This window comes from Massilia sp. DD77 (genome assembly GCF_036961685.1).
GTDB lineage: Bacteria > Pseudomonadota > Gammaproteobacteria > Burkholderiales > Burkholderiaceae_D > Telluria.
This window is the reverse complement of record NZ_JBAMDH010000060.1, coordinates 1-19,882: the sequence shown is the minus strand read 5'-3', so window position 1 is coordinate 19,882 and position 19,882 is coordinate 1. Positions and strand designations below refer to the sequence as shown.

The 19,882-nt window shown below is 65.9% G+C and carries 17 protein-coding genes; 14 read left to right on the top strand and 3 right to left on the bottom strand.

What is annotated here, in order from left to right; genetic code table 11:
* The 12 genes from V7778_RS23870 to V7778_RS23815 form a co-directional block, all read left to right on the top strand.
* A partial coding sequence (locus V7778_RS23870) for a response regulator (RefSeq protein ID WP_335559924.1) occupies positions 1-1,227 on the top strand: 1,227 nt, incomplete at its 5' end.
* A gap of 18 nt (positions 1,228-1,245) precedes the next feature.
* Complete coding sequence (locus V7778_RS23865; RefSeq protein WP_335559923.1) at positions 1,246-2,076, top strand: CheR family methyltransferase; 831 nt, start codon at positions 1,246-1,248, stop codon at positions 2,074-2,076.
* Complete coding sequence (locus V7778_RS23860) at positions 2,073-2,678, top strand: chemotaxis protein CheB (protein WP_335559921.1); 606 nt, start codon at positions 2,073-2,075, stop codon at positions 2,676-2,678. Before V7778_RS23865 ends, V7778_RS23860 begins: the two co-directional genes overlap by 4 nt.
* A complete protein-coding gene (locus tag V7778_RS23855; RefSeq protein WP_335559920.1) occupies positions 2,675-3,895 on the top strand; it encodes a hybrid sensor histidine kinase/response regulator in 1,221 nt (406 codons plus the stop codon). The genes V7778_RS23860 and V7778_RS23855 overlap by 4 nt, the downstream gene beginning before the upstream one ends.
* Before the next feature lie 254 nt (positions 3,896-4,149).
* Complete coding sequence (ahpC, locus tag V7778_RS23850) at positions 4,150-4,713, top strand: alkyl hydroperoxide reductase subunit C (RefSeq protein WP_335559919.1); 564 nt, start codon at positions 4,150-4,152, stop codon at positions 4,711-4,713.
* A 163-nt stretch (positions 4,714-4,876) separates the two neighbouring features.
* Positions 4,877-6,454, top strand: coding sequence for an alkyl hydroperoxide reductase subunit F (gene ahpF / locus V7778_RS23845; protein ID WP_335559917.1), 1,578 nt, complete (start codon positions 4,877-4,879; stop codon positions 6,452-6,454).
* Between the two features lie 574 nt (positions 6,455-7,028).
* Positions 7,029-8,738 (top strand): RecQ family ATP-dependent DNA helicase, encoded by a 1,710-nt coding sequence (locus tag V7778_RS23840; protein ID WP_335559915.1) that lies wholly within the window; start codon positions 7,029-7,031, stop codon positions 8,736-8,738.
* 15 nt (positions 8,739-8,753) lie between these two features.
* Entirely contained in the window at positions 8,754-9,842 is a 1,089-nt protein-coding gene (locus tag V7778_RS23835; RefSeq protein ID WP_335559913.1) for a ligase-associated DNA damage response exonuclease, read from the top strand.
* Complete coding sequence (locus V7778_RS23830; protein WP_335559911.1) at positions 9,835-11,469, top strand: ATP-dependent DNA ligase; 1,635 nt, start codon at positions 9,835-9,837, stop codon at positions 11,467-11,469. The genes V7778_RS23835 and V7778_RS23830 overlap by 8 nt, the downstream gene beginning before the upstream one ends.
* A gap of 7 nt (positions 11,470-11,476) precedes the next feature.
* Entirely contained in the window at positions 11,477-13,939 is a 2,463-nt protein-coding gene (locus tag V7778_RS23825) for a ligase-associated DNA damage response DEXH box helicase (RefSeq protein ID WP_335559910.1), read from the top strand.
* Positions 13,936-14,586, top strand: a complete 651-nt coding sequence (pdeM, locus tag V7778_RS23820) for a ligase-associated DNA damage response endonuclease PdeM (protein WP_335559909.1) — start codon at positions 13,936-13,938, stop codon at positions 14,584-14,586. Before V7778_RS23825 ends, pdeM begins: the two co-directional genes overlap by 4 nt.
* A 63-nt stretch (positions 14,587-14,649) precedes the next feature.
* Positions 14,650-15,738: a glycine zipper 2TM domain-containing protein gene (locus tag V7778_RS23815; protein WP_335559907.1), complete on the top strand. Its 1,089-nt coding sequence runs from the start codon at positions 14,650-14,652 to the stop codon at positions 15,736-15,738.
* 173 nt (positions 15,739-15,911) lie between these two features.
* On the opposite strand, the gene V7778_RS23810 is transcribed toward V7778_RS23815, so the two are convergent.
* The 3 genes from V7778_RS23810 to V7778_RS23800 all read right to left on the bottom strand — a co-directional run bounded on the left by V7778_RS23810 (position 15,912) and on the right by V7778_RS23800 (position 18,287).
* On the bottom strand, positions 15,912-16,706 hold the full coding sequence (locus V7778_RS23810) for a Crp/Fnr family transcriptional regulator (RefSeq protein ID WP_335559926.1): 795 nt from the start codon (positions 16,704-16,706) through the stop codon (positions 15,912-15,914).
* Between the two features lie 374 nt (positions 16,707-17,080).
* A complete protein-coding gene (locus V7778_RS23805; protein WP_335559905.1) occupies positions 17,081-17,725 on the bottom strand; it encodes a response regulator transcription factor in 645 nt (214 codons plus the stop codon).
* A gap of 97 nt (positions 17,726-17,822) precedes the next feature.
* Positions 17,823-18,287: a universal stress protein gene (locus V7778_RS23800; protein WP_335559904.1), complete on the bottom strand. Its 465-nt coding sequence runs from the start codon at positions 18,285-18,287 to the stop codon at positions 17,823-17,825.
* 401 nt (positions 18,288-18,688) lie between these two features.
* On the opposite strand from V7778_RS23800, the gene V7778_RS23795 reads away from it, so the two are divergent.
* Complete coding sequence (locus V7778_RS23795) at positions 18,689-19,543, top strand: protein phosphatase CheZ (RefSeq protein ID WP_335559902.1); 855 nt, start codon at positions 18,689-18,691, stop codon at positions 19,541-19,543.
* Positions 19,543-19,882: Hpt domain-containing protein (locus tag V7778_RS23790; RefSeq protein WP_335559900.1), on the top strand; the 340-nt coding region annotated here is incomplete at its 3' end. The genes V7778_RS23795 and V7778_RS23790, both read left to right, overlap by 1 nt.

Sequence of the window (19,882 nt, the reverse complement as noted above, 5' to 3'; positions counted from 1 at the left end):
GTGGAGTCCTTCCCGGACGACCGCGACGAACAGGCGGGCGGGCGCCGCACCGTGCTGGTGGTCGAGGACGAGCCGCAGTTCGCGCGCATCCTGTACGACCTGGCGCACGAGATGGAATACCGCTGCCTGGTGGCGATGTCGGCCGACGAGGGCCTCGCCCTGGCCGCCAGCCAGAAGCCGGACGCGGTGCTGCTCGACATCCGCCTGCCGGACCGTTCCGGCCTGACGGTGCTGCAGCAGCTGAAGGACAACCCGTCCACCCGCCACATCCCGGTGCACGTGGTGTCGAGCATGGAGAACGGCGGCGAAGCCCTGCACCTGGGCGCGATCGGCTATGCGCTGAAGCCCACCTCGCGCGAGCAGCTGGAAGAAGTGTTCCGCAAGCTGCAGGAGAAATCGAACCAGAAGATCAAGCGCGTGCTGCTGGTCGAGGACGACGAGCGCCAGCGCGACAGCGTGGTGCGGCTGATCGCCGACGACGACGTCGAGATCGCCCCGGTGGGCACCGCCGGCGAGGCGCTGGAACTGCTCCGCAAGGAGATCTTCGACTGCATGATCATCGACCTCAAGCTGCCCGACATGCAGGGCAGGGAACTGCTGGAGCGGATGTCGGGCGAGGAGCTGTGCTCCTTCCCGCCGGTGATCGTGTACACCGGCCGCAACCTGACCCGCGACGAGGAAGCCGAGCTGCTGCGCTACTCGCGCTCAATCATCATCAAGGGCGCACGCTCCCCCGAACGCCTGCTGGACGAGGTGACCCTGTTCCTGCACAAGGTCGAGTCCGAGCTCTCGTCCGAGCGCCAGACCATGCTGAAGGCGGTGCGCGGGCGCGACCGCGTGTTCGAAGGGCGTACCATCCTGCTGGTGGATGACGACGTGCGCAACGTGTTCGCCCTGACCAGCGCGCTGGAGCAGCGCGGCGCCAGGGTCGAGGTGGGCCGGAACGGTTTCGAGGCCATCGCAAAACTCGACGAGGTCCCGGGCATCGACCTGGTGCTGATGGACGTCATGATGCCGGGCATGGACGGGCTGGAGGCGACGCGCCGCATCCGCGCCGACGCACGCTTCGAGCGCCTGCCGATCATCGCCATCACGGCCAAGGCGATGAAGGACGACCAGGAGCAATGCCTGGCCGCGGGCGCCAACGACTACCTGGCCAAGCCGATCGACCTGACCCGGCTGTACTCGCTGCTGCGCGTGTGGATGCCGGCTCTGGAGCGGATTTGAAGAAGCGATGACGAAGCCATGACGAAGCCACCGAGCGATTTCGACATCGAACTGCGCATGCTGGTCGAGGCGGTCTACCTGAAGTACAACTACGACTTCCGCGACTACACCGGCGCGTCGCAGAAGCGACGCGTGCTGGTGGCCATGCGCGAGATGGGCTGCGACACCGTGTCGGCGCTGCAGGCCAAGGTCCTGCACGCGCCGAACGGCTTCGCCCAGCTGCTGCAGTACCTGACGATTCCCGTCACCGAGATGTTCCGCGACCCCGAGTACTTCCTGGCCGTGCGCGAGCAGGTGGCGCCTTTCCTGAGCACCTACCCCTCGCTGAAGATCTGGGTGGCCGGCTGCAGCACCGGCGAAGAGGTGTATTCGCTTGCCATCCTGCTCAAGGAAGAGGGCCTGCTGGAACGCAGCATCATCTACGCCACCGACATCAACCCGCAATCGCTGGAAGCGGCGCGGCGCGGCGTGTTTCCGCTCGAGCGTATGCGCCTGTACACCGAGAACTACCAGAAGGCCGGCGGCCGGAAGGCCTTTTCCGACTACTACGTGGCGGCCTACGACGGCGCCAAGTTCGACCGCTCGCTGGTGGAGAACGTGACCTTCGCCGACCACAGCCTGGCCACCGACAGCGTGTTCTCGGAAACCCATTTCGTCAGCTGCCGCAACGTGCTGATCTACTTTAACCGCCAGCTCCAGGACCGGGTGCTGGGCCTGTTCCACGATTCGCTGTGCCACCGCGGCTTCATGGGACTGGGCAGCAAGGAGTCGATCGACTTTTCCAGTTATGCCGGGCGCTTCGAGCCGCTGGCGAAGCGCGAGCGCCTGTTCCGCAAGGTGGCGGCATGAGCAGCGATCCGCGTATCCCGCAGGTGCTGGACGGACGCCGCTTCGAGCTGGTGATCATCGGCGGCTCGGCCGGCGGCGTCGATGCGCTGATCGGCCTGCTGCCGGCGCTGCCCGAGCGCTTCGGTCCCGGGATGGTCTGCATCCTGCACATACCGGCCGACCGCGACAGCCGCCTGGCCGAGCTGTTCGCCGCGCGCGTGGCGCTGCCGGTGCGCGAGGCGCGCGACAAGGAACCCATCGAACCGGGCACGGTGTATTTCGCCGGAGCGGGCTATCATCTGTCGATCGAAGCCGACCGCAGTTTCTCGCTCAGCTGCGAGCCGCCCGTGCACTTCGCGCGGCCCGCGATCGACGTATTGATGGAATCCGCCGCCGACGTCTACGGCCCGGCCCTGGCCGGCATCCTGCTGACCGGCGCCAACCACGACGGCGCCGGCGGCATGGCCCGCATCAAGGCCTGCGGCGGCTTGACCGTCGTGCAGGAACCGAATGAAGCCCAGGCCCGCACCATGCCCGAAGAGGCGATCCGGCGCAGCACCCCGGACCTGGTGCTGCCACTCAGCGGCATCCGCACGCTGCTGTCCTTGTTGGAGAAACCATGAGCGTCCAAGACCCTAGCAAGATCCTGATCGTCGACGACCTGCCGGAAAACCTGCAGGCCCTGGAAGCGCTGCTGCGTACCGAACCGTGCCAGGTCTACCAGGCCGGCTCGGGCGACCAGGCCCTGGCCCTGCTGCTGGAGCACGAATTCGCCCTGGCCATCCTCGACGTCCAGATGCCCGGCATGGACGGCTTCGAACTGGCGACCCTGATGCGGGGCACCGAACGCACCCGCCACATTCCGATCATGTTCGTGTCCGCCGCCGGGCGCGAGCTGAACTACGCCTTCAAGGGCTACGAGAGCGGGGCGGTCGACTTCCTCTACAAGCCGCTCGACCCGGATGCGGTGCGCGGCAAGGTCAAGGTCTTCGTCGCGCTCGACCAGCAGCGGCGCGAGACGCGGCGCCAGATGGCGGCGCTGGAGCGCAGCCGCCAGGAGCAGGAGACCCTGCTGCGCGAGCTGAACGCCACCCAGGAAGAGCTGCAGCGCTCGCTGCGCATGCGCGACGAATTCATGTCGCTGGTGGCGCACGAGCTGCGCACGCCGCTCAACACCCTGTTCCTGGAAACCCAGATGCGCAGCCTGCAGATCCGGCGCGGCAACACGGCCGCCTTCAGTCCGGACCAGATGGAAGCGATGGTGCGGCGCGACGAGCGCCAGATCAAGGCCATGATCCGCCTGATCGACGACATGCTCGACGTCTCGCGCATGCGCAGCGGGAAGCTGTCGATCCGGCCCTGCAATGTCGAACTGGTCAGCCTGCTGGAGCGGGTGGTCAGCGACATGGCCCTGCAGGCGGCGTCCACCGGCACCACCCTGACCCTGGTGCCGCACGATCCGGTGGTGGGGTGCTGGGACGAATTCCGCATCGAGCAGGTGGTGGTGAACCTGCTGACCAATGCGCTGCGCTACGGCGGCGGCCAGCCGGTCGAGGTGAGCGTGCAGCTGGATGGCGACCGGGTCCGGGTCGATGTGCGCGACCAGGGCAAGGGCATTGCCGCGACCGACATCGAACGCATCTTCGAGCCCTACGAGCGGGGCGCGCGCAACGGCGAGCCGAAGGGCCTGGGGCTGGGCCTGTACATCTCGCGCCAGCTGGCGGTCTCGCACGGCGGCGAGCTGCGCGTGACCAGCAAGCCGGGCGAGGGCTCGACCTTCAGCCTGCACCTGCCGTGCAGCGAGCAGGAAGCCTTCGCCGAGGCTGCCAGCGGAGTTTGATCGTCGCGCCGGCGGCGGAGCCGCCAACCCTGCAATACTGGCCGCTCCAATCGGGCTAGCGGTTGCGCCCGCTTGGCATTTGGTCCACACTGTCCGGGCTCTATTTCCCCTATGACGTTTTCATCGACGGGCCAGGCAAACCTTGACTGATAGCTAAAATCAATCAAGAATATCGTTTCAATCAATTTCACAAACGATGAGCAGCCCGGTACACTGCTCTTCATTGACTCACCAACCGCAAAACAGGAGATTACATGTCCCTCATCAACACCCAGATCAAACCGTTCAAGGCAACCGCTTACCACGCCGGCAAATTCATTGACCTGACCGAAGAACACTTCAAGGGCACCTGGTCGGTCGTGATGTTCTACCCGGCTGATTTCACCTTCGTCTGCCCGACCGAACTGGAAGATCTGGCGGCGTTCCAGCCGGAATTCGAAAAGATGGGCGTGAAAGTGTACGGCGTGTCGACCGATAGCCACTTCGCGCACAAGGCATGGGCCGACACCTCGGACGCCATCAAGAAAGTGAACTACCCGCTGATCGGCGACCCGACCGGCGTCCTGTCGCGTAACTTCGAAGTCATGATCGAAGAAGAAGGCATGGCCCTGCGCGGCACCTTCGTGATCAACCCGGAAGGGCAGATCAAGGTCATGGAAGTGCACGACAACGGCATCGGCCGCGACGCATCGGAACTGATGCGCAAGGTCAAGGCTGCCCAGTACGTCGCATCGCACCCGGGTGAAGTGTGCCCGGCCAAGTGGACCGAAGGCGCCGAAACCCTGACCCCGTCGCTGGACCTGGTCGGCAAGATCTGATCGCGTAATCCCGTAGTTTGTCCGGGCCGCCGCGGCGGCCCGGTTCATTTACGGCCCAGCTTTTTACGCCTGGAAAGGCCAGGTAATCAAATTAGTCGATCTCACCAGCAGATTCACTACTTTGCTTAATCAAAACGCTGAACGACAAAGAAGGAAGAATACGATGCTCACACCTGAACTGAAAACCCAGCTTGGCGCCTACCTCCAGCGCGTGCAGCAGCCTTTCGAGATGGTCGCTTCCCTGGACGACAGCGCGACCTCCGCCCAGATGCGTGATCTGCTGGAGACCATCCAGAGCCTGCGCAGCGACAAGATCAGCGTGCGCTACGACGGCAACGACGCGCGCAAGCCGTCCTTCTCGCTGGCGCGCCCCGGCAACGGCACCCAGCTGCGCTTCGCCGGCCTGCCGCTGGGCCATGAGTTCACCTCGCTGGTGCTGGCCCTGCTGTGGACCGGCGGCCATCCGCCGAAGGTCGAGCAGGACGTCATCGACACCATCAAGGCGCTGGACGGCGACTACAACTTCGAAGTCTACATGTCGCTGAGCTGCCATAGCTGCCCGGACGTGGTGCAGGCGGTGAGCCTGATGGCGATCCTGAACCCGCGCGTCAAGACGACCGTGATCGAAGGCGGCGCCTTCAAGCAGGAAGTCGAGGCGCGCCAGGTGATGGCGGTGCCGGCCCTGTTCCTGAACGGCGAGCTGTTCAATTCGGGCCGTACGACCGTGGAAGAAATCGTGGCCAAGCTCGACACCGGCGCCGGCGCCCGCGAGGCCGCCAAGCTCGACGCCAAGGATCCGTACGACGTCCTGATCATCGGCGGCGGTCCTGCCGGTGCGGCGGCGGCCGTGTATGCGGCCCGCAAAGGCATCCGCACCGGTATCGCGACCGGCCGCATGGGCGGCCAGGTGAACGACACCATGTCGATCGAGAACTACATCTCGGTGCTGGAAACCGACGGCCCGAAGTTCGCGGCCGCGCTGGAGGCCCAGGTGCGCCACTACGGCGTGGAAGTGATGCAGCAGCAGGAAGCGGCTAAACTGGTCCCGCCGGCGACCCCGGACGGCCTGGTCGAGGTCCGCTTCGCGAACGGCGGCAGCCTGAAGTCGAGCACCGTGATCCTGTCGACCGGCGCACGCTGGCGCAATGTGAACGTGCCGGGCGAGCAGGAGTACAAGAACGCCGGCGTCAACTACTGCCCGCACTGCGACGGCCCGCTGTACAAGGGCAAGCGCGTGGCGGTGATCGGCGGCGGCAACTCGGGCGTCGAGGCGGCGATCGACCTGGCCGGCCTGGTCGAACATGTGACCCTGCTCGAGTTCGCGCACCAGCTGAAGGCGGACGCGGTGCTGGTCAACAAGCTGGAAAGCCTGAAGAACGTGACCATCCACACCAATGCGCAGACCACCGAGATCGTCGGCGACGGCAAGAAGGTCAACGGCATCCGCTTCAAGGACCGCATCGGCGGCGAAGAGCACCTGGTGCCGCTGGAGGGCGTGTTCGTGCAGATCGGCCTGGTGCCGAATACCGAGTGGCTGAAGGGCACGCTGGAGCTGTCGCGCTTCGGCGAGATCGTGGTGGACGACCATGGCGCGACCAGTATTCCCGGCGTGTTCGCCGGGGGCGATGCGACCACCACGCCGTACAAGCAGATCGTGATCGCGGCGGGAGATGGGGCGAAGTGTGCGCTGTCGGCGTTTGATTACATCATTCGCAAGCCGGTGGCGGTGGAAGCGGCGTAAGTGGCGGGCCGGTGGCCCGCTGGAAGTGAAAACGCCATCTCCGTGGAGATGGCGTTTTTGTTTGCGTCTCGTTAGCGCATGCTCTAACCGTTTTCCCCAAAACCGTCATTGCCGCCAGTGGCGGGAATGACGGTTTTGAGGGTAATAGTGAAGGGGTAATGAGCTACGCAGGCGGCATATGAAACCCCCACCCCGCGCACGATTGACCACGGGTGACACCACCCATTGTCACCCCACGCTACAACATCCTGTCAGTGGAAAAACACCAGCAAGGCCCCCGGAAGGGCCTCGGTTTCCAGCAGCAGCCAGGTGGCTGCGGTAGCCAGCGCCAGGTGGACTGCGGTCCACGTGATTGGATGATGGCGCGCCATGATGTTCTCCCGGGTACGGTTTTGCTATGGATGATGGTTCCATGCTATCGATCCGACCCGACAGCAGGCATCGGCGGATTCTCCGTCATATTGTAGGAATACACCTTGTGCTAAGCCGGCACCGCCAAAAGTAGGCTTCCTACGTTTGCGGTAGCTCGTGTCCTATAGTCGAGTCGCGGGGCCGGGGCCAGAATCGTTCCATCATGACCCGACACGACCCCACCCTCCTGCACCGCGGCCTGCTCGCCGTGCGCCGCAATACCATCCGCCGCCTGCTGAGCACCGTGTTCGGGATCGAACACCTGCGCGAAGGACAGCAGCGCGTCATCGACAGCGTCCTGGATGGCAAGGACACCCTGGCCATCATGCCCACCGGCGGCGGCAAGTCGCTGTGCTACCAGATCCCCGCCAAGATGCTGAAGGGGATCACGATCGTCGTCTCACCCTTGATCTCGCTCATGAAGGACCAGCTGGAGAAGCTGGAAGAGCTGGGCATCCGCTCGGTCCAGGTCAACAGCAGCCTGAATTCCGCCGAAGAGGCCGCCGCCATCGAGGCGATCGCCAGCGAAGCCTGCGAGATCGTGTTCTGCACGCCCGAGCGCCTGGTCTCGCCCGAGTTCATCGACGTGCTGCGCAAGGTCACGCTCGACATCGTGGTCATCGACGAGGCCCACTGCATCTCGCAGTGGGGGCACGACTTCCGTCCCGCCTACATCGGCCTGGGCGCCGCCATCGAAGCGCTGGGCCGGCCGCCGGTGCTGGCGCTGACGGCCACCGCCACCGACGAGGTGATCGAGGACATCGGCAAGCAGCTGAACCGGCCCAAGATCAATGTCATCAACACCGGCATCTACCGGCCGAACCTGCATTACCGCGTGGTGCAGGTGACGAATGCTCATGAGAAATATTCGGAAGCCTTGCGCCTGGTGCGCGAAACGGCGGGCGTGGGCATCGTGTATGCCGCCACCGTCAAGGCGGCCGAGGAAATGCTCGAGGTGCTGGAAGAAGCCGGCGAGTCGGTCACGATCTACCACGGCAAGCTGCCGAGCGCCGAGCGCAAGCTGAACCAGGACCTGTTCATGAACGGCGAGCGGCGCGTGATGGTCGCCACCAATGCCTTCGGCATGGGGATCGACAAGAGCGATACCCGCTTCGTGATCCACCTGCAGATCCCGGCCAACCTCGAATCCTATTACCAGGAGTCGGGCAGGGCCGGGCGCGACGGGCTGGACGCCGAGTGCACCCTGCTGTTCCTGCAGGACGACAAGCGCATCCAGCAGTTCTTCCTGGTGAAGCATTATCCGAGCGCCGCGGAGCTGCGCGCCATCTACGAAGCGGTGCGCGCGCTGGCCGCGGACGGCCCGGTGACGGCCGACCGCATCGAAACCCAGCTGGACGAGATCAGCGAGGCGAACATCAAGGTCTGCCTCAAGCTGCTCAAGGACGGCAAGCTGCTGCGCCAGAACCGCAAGCTGGAGTACGCCGCCACCACGACCGAGCCGCGCAGCGGCAGCTTCGACGGCCTGGCCCAGGTCTACGTCCAGAAGCAGGAACGCGACCGCGAAGCGCTCGACCAGATGGTAGGCTATGCGGTAAGCGGTTTTTGCCGCTGGAAGTTGCTCCTCGATTACTTCAACGATGAGGTCGCAGGCTTCGAGCGGTGCTGCCGCTGCGACAACTGCCTGAATCCGCCGGCGCTGACGCTCACGGAAGACATCGACATTCGTGACGACGAGTTCGACCGCGAGCCCGAACCGGCACCCAGCGGCCCGCAGTTCGAGGTGGGCGGGCGCGCGAAGGCGCCGAAGTATGGAGAAGGCGTGGTGGTTGCCGTCGCGGGCGACCAGGTGACATTGGAATTCCCGGACCAGGAGAGCCGTACCTTCCTGGCTGATTTTCTGGAACCGGTCTGACCGAGAAAGGAACGCATGGGAGACATGGTCGTCGTCCGCAGGGAAGGACTGTATTGCGTTCCGGGCCAGTTCTACATCGACCCATGGCGGCCGGTCGACCGCGCCGTGATCACCCACGCCCATGGCGACCATGCGCGTGTGGGGCACGGCCACTACCTGTCGGCGGCCTCCGGCGTGGGCGTGCTCAGGTCGCGCCTGGGCGATATCACGATCGACGGACTGGAATACGGCGAGCGCATCACCCATAACGGCGTCACCATCTCGCTGCACCCCGCCGGCCACGTGCTGGGCTCGGCCCAGGTGCGCATGGAATGCGGCGGCGAAGTCTGGGTCGCCTCGGGCGACTACAAGGTGGGGCCGGACCCCACCTGCGCACCCTTCGAGCCGGTGCGCTGCGACACCTTCATCACCGAATCGACCTTCGGCCTGCCGATCTACCGCTGGGAATCCGAGCAAACGATCATGGACGAGATCAACCGGTGGTGGCGCAAGAACGCCGACGAGGGCCGCTGCAGCGTGGTCTTCGCCTATGCCTTCGGCAAGGCCCAGCGCATCCTGGCCGGGCTCGACCCGTCGATCGGCCCCATCGTCTGCCACGGCGCGGTCGAGCCGCTCAACAAGGTCTACCGCGCGGGCGGCGTCGACCTGCCGCCGACGCTGATGGTCAGCGAGGTGGACAAGGCGGCCCTGCGCCGCGCGCTGGTGGTGGCGCCGCCGTCCGCCAGCGGCTCACCCTGGATGAAACGCTTCGGCGACTACAGCGACGCCTTCGCCAGCGGCTGGATGCTGCTGCGCGGCGCGCGCCGGCGGCGCGGCGTGGACCGCGGTTTCGTGCTGTCCGACCATGCCGACTGGCCCGGCCTGATGAGCGCCATCAAGGCCACCGAGGCGGAGCAGGTGATCGTCACCCACGGGTCGATCCCGACCATGGTGCGCTGGCTGTGCCAGAACGGACTGGACGCCAAGGGTTTCAATACCGAGTACGGCGACGAGGAGGAGGACGAGGCGACGCCCCCTCCCGGCGCGGCCGCCTATACGGACACTGCGAAAGAAGAGGCGAAGGAGGAGGCGAAGGAGGACGGGGGAGGCGAAGCCGATGCGTGAATTCGCCCGCCTGTACGCCGACCTCGACGAGACCACGTCCACCACCCGCAAGCTGGACGCCCTGCAGCAGTATTTTTCGCGCGCCACGCCGGAGAACGCCGCCTGGGCGGTCTACTTCCTGGCCGGCGGCAAGCCGCGCCAGGCTGTGCCGACCAAGCTGCTGCGCCAGTTCGCCATCGAGTACGCGGCGCTCGACGACTGGCTGTTCGACGAGTCCTACCACGCGGTCGGCGACTTCGCCGAAACCATCGCCCACATCCTGCCGGCGCCGACCAGGCAGTCCGACATCGGCCTGGCCGAATGGATGGAGCAGCGCATCGCACCCCTGCGCGGGGCCGACCCGAGCCGCATCCGCGAAGCCCTGTTCAGCTACTGGGACGAACTCGACTGGCGCGAGCGTTTCCTGCTCATCAAGCTGATCGGCGGTGGTTTCCGGGTGGGCGTGTCGCGCCTGCTGGTGACGCGCGCGCTGGCCGCCATCGCGGCGGTGGACAGCAAGGTGATCGCCCAGCGCCTGATGGGCTGGACCGACGGCCGCGTGCAGCCCACCGCCACCGGCTTTTTGAACCTGATCGCGGAGCAGACCGACGCCGAACACCAGCTGCGCGGGGGCCAGCCTTACCCCTTCTTCCTGGCGCACCAGCTGCAGGGCGACCCGGCCGCGCTGGGCGAAGTCGACGACTGGCAAGTGGAATGGAAGTACGACGGCATCCGCGCCCAGCTGGTGCGGCGCGGCGGCCAGAGCTACCTGTGGTCGCGCGGCGAGGACCTGATCACCGAGCGCTTTCCGGAGCTGGCCGCGGTGCGCCTGCCGGAAGGCACCGTACTCGATGGCGAAGTGCTGATCTGGCAGCCCGGCTCGGGCGTACCCGCGCCCTTCGCCGACCTGCAGAAGCGCATCGGGCGCAAGACCTTGTCCGCCAAGCTGCTGGGCGAGCTGCCCGCGGTCCTGTGCTGCTACGACCTACTGGAGCTGGACGGGGTCGACCTGCGCGGGCTGCCGCAGCACGAACGGCGCGCGCTGCTCGAGACCGAGGTCGAGAAGGCCGGGCAGCCGCAGCTGCGCTTGTCGCCCCTGATTTCCGCCGACAGCTGGGACGAGCTGGCCAGCCTGCGTTCCGCCTCGCGCGAGCGCTGCGTCGAGGGGATGATGCTCAAGGCGCGCGAAGCGCGCTACGGCGTGGGCCGCACCAAGGACGTGGGCACCTGGTGGAAGTGGAAGATCGATCCCTATACGGTGGACGCCGTGCTGCTGTACGCCCAGCCGGGCAGCGGCCGGCGCGCCTCGCTCTACACCGACTACACCTTCGCCGTGTGGGACGGGGAGGGCGGGGAGCGGCGCCTGGTGCCCTTCGCGAAGGCCTATTCCGGGCTGACCGACGCCGAGATCGCCCAGGTCGATCACGTGATCCGCCGCACGACCATTGAAAAATTCGGGCCGGTGCGCTCGGTCAAGCCGACCATGGTGTTCGAGATCGGCTTCGAGGGCATTGCCCTGTCGCCGCGTCACAAGGCGGGCATCGCGGTGCGCTTCCCGCGTATCCTGCGCCGGCGCGAGAACAAGCCGGTGGAGGAGGCCGACACCCTCGACATCCTGAAAGGCCTGCTGGCCGCTGCTGGTGGATGACCCGGCCATGAGCGCCAACGAGGTGACCAGGAGAATCAAGGCGTGGTTTGCGGAGAAGGGCTGGAAGGCCTTTCCCTTCCAGCGCGCCGTCTGGGACGCCGCCCTGGCCGGCCACTCGGGCCTGCTGCATGCGAACACCGGCGCCGGCAAGACCTTCGCGGTCTGGTTCGCGGCCCTGCAGCGCGCGGGTCTCGACGCGGGAAAGCGCGGCGGCGGCCTGCGGGTGCTGTGGATCACGCCGATGCGCGCCCTGGCCGCCGATACCCAGCGCGCACTGGAGGACTCCACCGCCGTGCTGCTGCCCGAGTGGCGGGTCGGCGCGCGCACCGGCGACACCGGATCCGCCGAGCGGGCGCGCCAGACGCGCAGCATGCCGGCGGCGCTGGTGACCACGCCCGAGAGCCTGTCGCTGATGCTCAGCCACGCGGCGGCCCAGGAGCAGTTCCGTCACCTCGACATGATCATCATCGACGAGTGGCACGAACTGATGGGGAGCAAGCGCGGGGTGCAGGTGCAGCTGGCCCTGGCCCGGCTGCGCCGCTGGCGTCCGCAATTGCTGGTCTGGGGCGTGTCCGCCACCATGGGCGACCTCGACCTGGCGCGCCAGGTGCTGCTGGGCGGCGACGAGGGGGTGCTGGTCGAGGGCGACCAGCGCAAGAAGATCGTGGTCGATTGCCTGATCCCCGACCCGGTGTCGCGCTTTCCCTGGGGCGGCCACCTGGGCATGCAGATGCTCGGCCCCGTGATCAAGGAGATCGAGGGGCACGAGGCGACCCTGGTGTTCACGAATACCCGCGCCCAGTCCGAGATCTGGTACCAGAACATCCTCGAAGCGCGTCCCGACTGGGCCGGCGTGATCGCGCTGCACCACGGCTCGCTCGATCGCGAGGTGCGCGAATGGGTGGAGCTGGGGCTGAAGAACGGCGTGCTCAAGGCCGTGATCTGCACCGCCAGCCTGGACCTGGGCGTGGACTTTTTGCCGGTCGAGCGCGTGCTGCAGGTGGGCAGCGCCAAGGGCATCGCACGCCTGCTGCAGCGCGCAGGGCGCAGCGGCCACGCGCCGGGACGGGTCTCGCGTGTGACCCTGGTGCCGACCAACAGCCTGGAGCTGCTGGAAGCGGCCGGCGCCAAGAAGGCGGTGGCGGCGCGCCGCATCGAAGGTCGCTACGTGCCGAACAAACCCTTCGACGTCTTGGTGCAGCACCTGGTGACGGTGGCCCTGGGCGGCGGCTTCGAGTCCAGCGCGCTGTACGAGGAGGTGACGCGGGCCTGGTCCTACCGCAACCTGACCCAGGAGGAATGGCAGTGGGCGCTGGACTTCGTCGCGCGCGGCGGCCAGAGCCTGACCGTGTACCCGGAATACCGGCGCGTGCTGCCCGACGAGGAGGGCGTGTACCGCGTGCCGGACGCCGCGATCGGACGACGCCACAGGATGGGCATCGGCACCATCGTGTCGGACTCCAGTATCCAGGTGAAGTACATGAGCGGCGGGCGGATCGGCAGCGTGGAGGAATCCTTCGCCGCCCGCCTCAAGCCGGGCGACCACTTCCTGTTCGGCGGACGCATCCTGGAATTCGTGCGGGTGCACGAGATGACGGCCTTCGTGAAGCGCGCCACGGGCAAGCGCGGGGCGATCACGCGCTGGCAGGGCGTCAAGCTGCCGATGTCGGCGGAACTGGCGAATGCCGCGCTGGCCGAGCTGCGCCTGGCTTCGCAAGGGGTGTTCGAAGGACCGGAGATGAAGGCGCTGCGCCCGCTGATCGAGATCCAGGAACGCTGGTCGGCGCTGCCCACGCCCGAAGCTTTGGTGCTTGAGCACATGAAGAGCCGCGAGGGCTACCACCTGTTCGTCTATCCCTTCGGTGGACGCGCAGTGCACATGGGCCTGGCCTCGCTGTTCGCCTGGCGCATCGCGCGTACCCGGCCGATCACCTTCTCGATCGCCGTCAACGACTATGGCTTCGAGCTGCTGGCGCCGGAGCCGGTGGACTGGGACGCGGTCTTCGCGGGCGAGACCGGGGCCGACGTATCCCTGTTCGACACGGCGACCCTGCTGGAAGACGTGCTGGAAAGCCTGAATGCGACACAGCTGAGCCAGCAGCGCTTTCGGGAAGTGGCGCGCATCGCCGGGCTGGTGTTCTCGGGCTATCCGGGCCAGCCGAAGTCGGCGCGCCAGCTGCAGGCATCGAGTTCGCTGTTCTTCGAAGTCTTCCGCAAGCACGATGCCGGCAACCTGCTGCTCACCCAGGCCCAGCGCGAAGTGATGGAACAGGAGCTGGAGCTGACCCGCCTGCGCGATACCTTGAATGGCCTGCACGCGCGCCGCATCGTACTGTGTGGCGTGAAGCGCGCCACGCCGTTCGGGTTTACCCTGATGGTGGAGCGCTACCGCGAGAAGGTCAGCAGCGAGAAGCTGTCCGACCGGGTGGCGCGCATGGTGCGCGAACTGGAGAAAGCGGCGGCGGCATGAGCGGTGCGATGGTGAAAGTAGGCGGCGAACAGCTGCTGCTGTTGCCGGAGAAGGCGGTGTTCTGGCCGGCCGAGCGCATGCTCGTCATCGCCGACATCCACTTCGGCAAGGCGGCCGCCTTCCGCGCCCAGGGTGTGCCGGTGCCGCGCGGGACGACTTCGGAAAACCTTGCCGGGCTCGATTTCCTGGTCGCCGCCCATGGCGCCCGCCACATCATGTTCCTGGGCGACTTCCTGCACGCGCGCGCGTCCCACGCCAGCTCCACCCAGCAGGCGATGCTGGCCTGGCGCGGGCGCCAATCCGGGCTCGACCTGACCCTGGTGCGCGGCAACCACGACCTGCACGCGGGCGACCCGGCGGCGGCGCTCGACATCGCGCTGGTCGACGAGCCCTATACCATCGGACCCTTTGCGTTTTGCCATCACCCCGACATGGATGTGCCGGGCTACGCGCTGGCCGGACACATCCACCCCGTTTACGTGCTGGCCACCCGCTCCGACGCACTGCGCCTGCCTTGCTTCGTGGTCGGACGCGAGCGGATGATCCTGCCGTCCTTCGGATCGTTTACCGGTGGACATGCGATCCGGCCGGAGGCGGGCGACAGCATCTACGTTACCTCCGGCGAGGCCGTCCACAGCGTTCGATAGCGTACCGACCCCTTCCATGCTCGGGCGTAAGGTCTCCAGGCATAGCCATCCTGGAGGTGAACCATGCGATTCCGCACCCTGTTCTGTACCCTGGCGGCCGCGTTGCTGCCGCTCATGACGATGGCGAGCGCGCCCGCGCATGCCCAGCAGGTCGAGCAAAACCGCAGCTATGGCCCGGTGATCAATGGGTTCAATGTCGAGGAAGTGGGGCGCCTGGCGCCGGGCGTGGAGCTGCATTTCGACCTGTATGGCAGTGCGGGCGGCGCCGCCACCCTGCGCATCGACGGCGCCACCCGCAACGTGCACATGACCGAGGTCGAGCCGGGGCAGTACAGCGGCACCTACACCATCGGCACCCACGACCGCATCCGTCCGGAAAGCGGCGTTACCGCCAACCTGCGCCTGGGCAATCAGGTGGCGACCAATGTGCTGGCCGAGTCGCTCCTGCGCAGCAACGCACCGCGCCGCCAGAACCAGCGCGGCGAGCTGGCCAATTTACCGCGCATCGACCGCTTCGAGGTGCAAGGCAGCCCCGACCTGGGCGCCGGCAACGAGCTGCGCTTTACCGTATTCGGCACCCCGGGTGCGCGGGTGGAGGTGGCGCTCGACGGCGCGCGCGGCGTGTTCTTCCTGCCCGAGGTGAAGCAGGGCGAGTACAGCGCCGTGTACGTGGTGCGCAATACCGACCGCATCCTCACCAACAGCCGGGTGACGGCGACCATCCGCGCCGACGGCCGCTATTCGACCACGGTGCTGGGCCAGCCGCTGATGGCGGCCGGCGGGCGCACGGCGGCGCCACAGGAGACCCGCTATTGCACCAGCTGCGCGACGGTGGAGGCGGTGAACGTGATCGAGGTCAGCGGCGACGGCAGCTACCTGGGCACCATCGGCGGCGCGGTGGTCGGCGGGCTGCTGGGCAACCAGGTGGGCAGCGGCAGCGGCCGCAAGGCGGCCTCGGTGGCGGGCGCCGTGGGCGGCGCGGTGGCAGGACGCCAGCTGGAGCGGAACATGCGCAAAAGCCAGCGCTATGAGGTGGTGGTGCGGTATGCGAATAGCGGGGCGACGCAGGCGATCCAGTATGAGAATGATCCCGGGTTCAGGGTGGGGGACAGGGTGAGGGTGAATGGCGGGGTGTTGGCGCGGGATCAGTGAGCGCGCCGCGTTAGTAAGATTGCACCTGCTCCCTTAATACGTCATCCCCGCCTTCGCGGGGATGACGTTGAGAGATGGTGGTGGATTGAGCGGTGGCGGCGGCTTCGGTAGCGCTATGTGCTGGTCTACGCCATGTGCTGCTCTAATAGGTTGTCCGCGCGGATTGGTTGGGCTTACACCGTCGCCAACACCTGATCATCTCCCGGCTGCTCCAGTTCCGCCTTCTGCTTCGCAGCCCCCTTGGTCCTCGACCTCGACGGCGGCAAGCGCCGCAGGGTCTTGAGCGCGTCCGCATCCTTGATGCCGATCGTGCGCTGGTCCACCGTGATCAGGCCGATCTCGTTGAAGGCCGACAGGGTGCGGCTCACCGTTTCCAGGGTCAGCCCCAGGTAGCTGCCGATCTCGTGCCGGGTCATGCGCAGGTTGAACAGCTTGCTCGAGTAGCCCATGGCGGCGAAGCGGTCGGCCAGGGTTACCAGAAAGCGCGCCACGCGGGCTTCGGCGGACAGGGCGCCGAGCATGCCGATCATGGTCTGCTCGCGCACCAGCTCGCGGCTCATCACGCCGTACATCATGTTCTCGAGCTCGTTGTGGACGCGGCCCAGGGCGGTCAGTTTCTTGAAGGGCAGCAGGATCAGGTCGCAGTCGGACAGGGCCACCGCCTCGGAGGCGTAGTGGCGGGTGTGGATGCCGTCGACGCCCAGCATGTCGCCCTTCATGGGAAAGCTCAGCACCTGCTCGTTGCCGAACTCGTCGATCAGCACCGTCTTGAGGAAACCGGAATTGACGATGTACAGGGTGTCGAAGGCCTGGCCGATGGTGTGCACACGCTGGCCGGTCTTGAACTGGACGTGCTGGAACAGCAGTTCCTCGGACGTCACCGACACGCTGGCCGGAATGCGGAGCAGGTCGCAGACTTCTTTCAGGTTGGACCAGAGACGTCCCTGGCGCTGGCGGCCCGCTTCCATCGGCGAATGCAGGGTCGGCTGGGTAACATTGCGTTGGTCTGACATTGGCTGGGACTGCATGCTCTTCTCCAGGTAAGGGCTAAGGTTTCAGGCAGCGATCCCACTACGCTGATGCCGTGACTTGGATCGCAAGCAAGTCGAAACGCTGAATTCAGTATGCCAACACGAGTCCGGCACGAATATCAGCGATGCCTGAATATGGAGGTAGGAGAGATGAGGTCAGTGTAGGAATTTTCCGATTGACAACACCGTGCCCCAGAGGAGAAGCAGGAAGAATTACGGCACAGCCGTGCAGATTCGAGGCGGGGGAGGAGGCGTCCGGCATGCGGCCGGCGTGGCACGAAAACCTCAGGAACTGGTCAAAAGAAGTTCGGCTACGCTCTCATTGGCGCCAGCAGGCGGTGGGCGACGGCGTACTGGACCATTTCGGACAGGGAGTTCATGCCCATCTTCTGCATGATGCGGGTCTTGTGGGTGCTGACGGTCTTGACCGACAGGTGCAGGCCGTTGGCGATCTCGGTGATCGACTTGCCGCCCACCAGCAGGGAAAACACCTCGAACTCGCGGTCCGACAGCTGCTTGTGCAGCAGCTGTTCGCTGGGCGCCATGATGTTCAGGGCCAGCTGCTCGGCCACTTCGGTACTGATGTAGGGGCGGCCGGACGCGACCTTGCGGATCGCGCCCACCAGCTGGGTCCCCGCGCTTTCCTTGGTCAGGTAGCCCTGGGCGCCGGCGCGGATCGCGCGCACCGCGTACTGCTCTTCTTCGTGCATGGTGAGAATCAGGATGGCCAGCTTGGGCGCCTCGCTGCGCACCTGGCGGATCAGGTCGACGCCGCTGCGGCCCGGCATCGACAGGTCGAGCAGCAGCAGGTCGAATCCGCCCTGGCGCACCTGGGCCAGCACCTCGAAGCCGTTGGTCGCCTCGCCGACGATCTCGATGTCGGCGGCGCCGTCGAGAATGCGCTTGAGGCCTTCGCGCATGATCGTGTGGTCATCGGCAATGACGATTCTTACCATATTCATCCTTCCGGCCGCGAGCGGCCCAAACTGCTTCAGGTTAACACATCGATCCTGCAAAAAATTGCCGATGTTCAAACTATGCGGAGCGGGTCGTTCAGGTTCCCGGCTCCTTGATCAGGCGGTGCACGAGCACCGGTTTCGTGGTGTGCGACAGCACCTTGTTGGTGACGCTGCCCAGCAGCAGTTGCCCCCAGCCGCTGCGGCCATGCGAACCCATGAAGATCAGGTCGCAGCCTTCCTGCTCCGCCACGTCGACGATCTTGAGCGCCGCGGTATCGGAAAACGCGGTCATGCAGCTGTGCTGCAGGTTGGCGCCGGCGCAGGAACGCACGATCTTGCCCATGTATTCCTCGCCCATGCGCCGCATCTGGGCCAGGTAATCCTCCTCGCTGGGGTAGGAGGGCGGGATGATTTCCACGTACACTGGATACTGGTATTCTGGAGCGACAAACAGGGCCAGCACCTCGGCCCCCATCTGCGCCGCGAATTTGACGCCGGCACAGGCGGTGTGCTGCGACACGGCCGAGCCGTCGGTGGTGATCAGGATTTTGCGGTACATGATGACTCCTCCCAAAGGCCAGGCCATTCTGGAGGTTCGATGGCGTGGCGGCGATTGCTTTAACGCAAACTGTTGAGTTGGATCAAACACCCAGGCTGTTGTTCCGGCGCAAACCAAAGGGGCCGGACCAGGTGCTGCGCAGGCCCTGCGATTACAAAATACAACACCAAGCTTGCGTAAACATTCAGGAACCAGGCGATTTGATTGTCGCAGTATTAAGTTTACCTGTCCATTTTGTTGCGTGCCAGTTTCCGAGATTTACCTACGGCAACCACGCTGCTACACTCGCATGCAGACTCAATACCATCTGTTAATGCGGCCTCAGGAATGGCCCGGATGGACGCAGTAACCCGAATTGCACAGCTCATTGCGCACTTATACATTATGGAGAAGCAGGGATTATGACCAACGCCGCTGACGATTTCGACGCACTATTCGAGGAAGTGGCGGCGCAGCGCGCCAGCGCACCCGCGCCCGCCGCCGAGCCGGCGCCTGCGCCCGCCGCAGCCGCTTCCGCCGGCGACGACGAGGACCTGGAGTCGCTGTTCGACCAGGTGTCCGCGACCAGTGCACCGGTTGCGGCCGTGGCCGCACCGGCAGTCGCAGCCGCACCGGCCGCCGCCGCCGAGTCGCAAGCCGCCGAGCACGGGATGTTCGAACGCCTGGGCGGCATCGTCCGCCTGCTGCACGACTCGCTGCGCGAGCTGGGCTACGACAAGGCGCTGACCGAGGCCTCGTCCCAGATCGTGGACGCCCAGGACCGCCTGGAATACGTCGCCAGCCTGACCGAACAGGCCGCCAACAAGGTGCTGAACACCCTGGACGAGGGCATGCCGGCCCAGGACCTGCTGTCGAAGCAGGCCAAGGACATGGAAACCCGCTGGGCCGATCTGTTCTCGGGCAAGCTGAGCCTGGACGAATTCAAGGCCCTGGCCGGCGACTCGCGCGAGTTCGCCGCCGCGGTGAATCAAGCGACCGAAGCCGAAAAGGCGCGCCTGCTCGAAATTATGATGGCCCAGGACTTCCAGGACATCACCGGCCAGCTGATCAAGAAGGTGGTCAAGATCACCCAGACGGTCGAGTCGGAACTGGCCCAGCTGCTGCGCGACAACGCGCCTGCCGACATCAAGGAAAAGCTGGCCAAGAAGGAACAGGAAGCCGCCGCGCCCGCAGCGCTCATGCAGGGCCCGTCGGTGCCGGAAGCGGCCCTGGACCAGGACAACGTTGACGATCTTCTCGCCGATCTGGGATTCTAATGGACGATATGCTCAAGGACTTCGTCGTCGAGGCGATGGACCTGGCAGTCAATGTTGAAGAACATTTGCTGCGCCTCGAACGCGATCCGGACAACAAGGAAACGCTGAATGCGGTGTTCCGGTCCTTCCACACCATCAAGGGCGGCGCCGGCTTCATGGGCCTGCCCGCGCTGGTCGCGGCCTGCCACCTGACCGAGAACCTGTTCGACGCACTGCGCACCGGCGAAGCGCCGGTGACCCCGCTCGCCATCGAGGCGGCACTGCAGGCCTCGGGCTTCGTGGCCGACCAGCTGAACGACCTGAACAACGGTACGCCGCCGGAAGGCCTGGCGCAAATGC

Excerpts from the sequence above, each read along its gene's own strand:
- V7778_RS23840 (WP_335559915.1), top strand. The coding sequence starts at position 7,029 with ATGACCCGACACGACCCCACCCTCCTGCACCGCGGCCTGCTCGCCGTG.
- ahpC (WP_335559919.1), top strand. The coding sequence starts at position 4,150 with ATGTCCCTCATCAACACCCAGATCAAACCGTTCAAGGCAACCGCTTAC.
- V7778_RS23835 (WP_335559913.1), top strand. The coding sequence starts at position 8,754 with ATGGGAGACATGGTCGTCGTCCGCAGGGAAGGACTGTATTGCGTTCCG.
- V7778_RS23860 (WP_335559921.1), top strand. The coding sequence starts at position 2,073 with ATGAGCAGCGATCCGCGTATCCCGCAGGTGCTGGACGGACGCCGCTTC.
- V7778_RS23810 (WP_335559926.1), bottom strand. The coding sequence starts at position 16,706 with ATGGAAGCGGGCCGCCAGCGCCAGGGACGTCTCTGGTCCAACCTGAAA.
- V7778_RS23800 (WP_335559904.1), bottom strand. The coding sequence starts at position 18,287 with ATGTACCGCAAAATCCTGATCACCACCGACGGCTCGGCCGTGTCGCAG.
- V7778_RS23815 (WP_335559907.1), top strand. The coding sequence starts at position 14,650 with ATGCGATTCCGCACCCTGTTCTGTACCCTGGCGGCCGCGTTGCTGCCG.
- V7778_RS23830 (WP_335559911.1), top strand. The coding sequence starts at position 9,835 with ATGCGTGAATTCGCCCGCCTGTACGCCGACCTCGACGAGACCACGTCC.
- V7778_RS23825 (WP_335559910.1), top strand. The coding sequence starts at position 11,477 with ATGAGCGCCAACGAGGTGACCAGGAGAATCAAGGCGTGGTTTGCGGAG.
- ahpF (WP_335559917.1), top strand. The coding sequence starts at position 4,877 with ATGCTCACACCTGAACTGAAAACCCAGCTTGGCGCCTACCTCCAGCGC.
- pdeM (WP_335559909.1), top strand. The coding sequence starts at position 13,936 with ATGAGCGGTGCGATGGTGAAAGTAGGCGGCGAACAGCTGCTGCTGTTG.
- V7778_RS23865 (WP_335559923.1), top strand. The coding sequence starts at position 1,246 with ATGACGAAGCCACCGAGCGATTTCGACATCGAACTGCGCATGCTGGTC.
- V7778_RS23795 (WP_335559902.1), top strand. The coding sequence starts at position 18,689 with ATGACCAACGCCGCTGACGATTTCGACGCACTATTCGAGGAAGTGGCG.
- V7778_RS23805 (WP_335559905.1), bottom strand. The coding sequence starts at position 17,725 with ATGGTAAGAATCGTCATTGCCGATGACCACACGATCATGCGCGAAGGC.
- V7778_RS23855 (WP_335559920.1), top strand. The coding sequence starts at position 2,675 with ATGAGCGTCCAAGACCCTAGCAAGATCCTGATCGTCGACGACCTGCCG.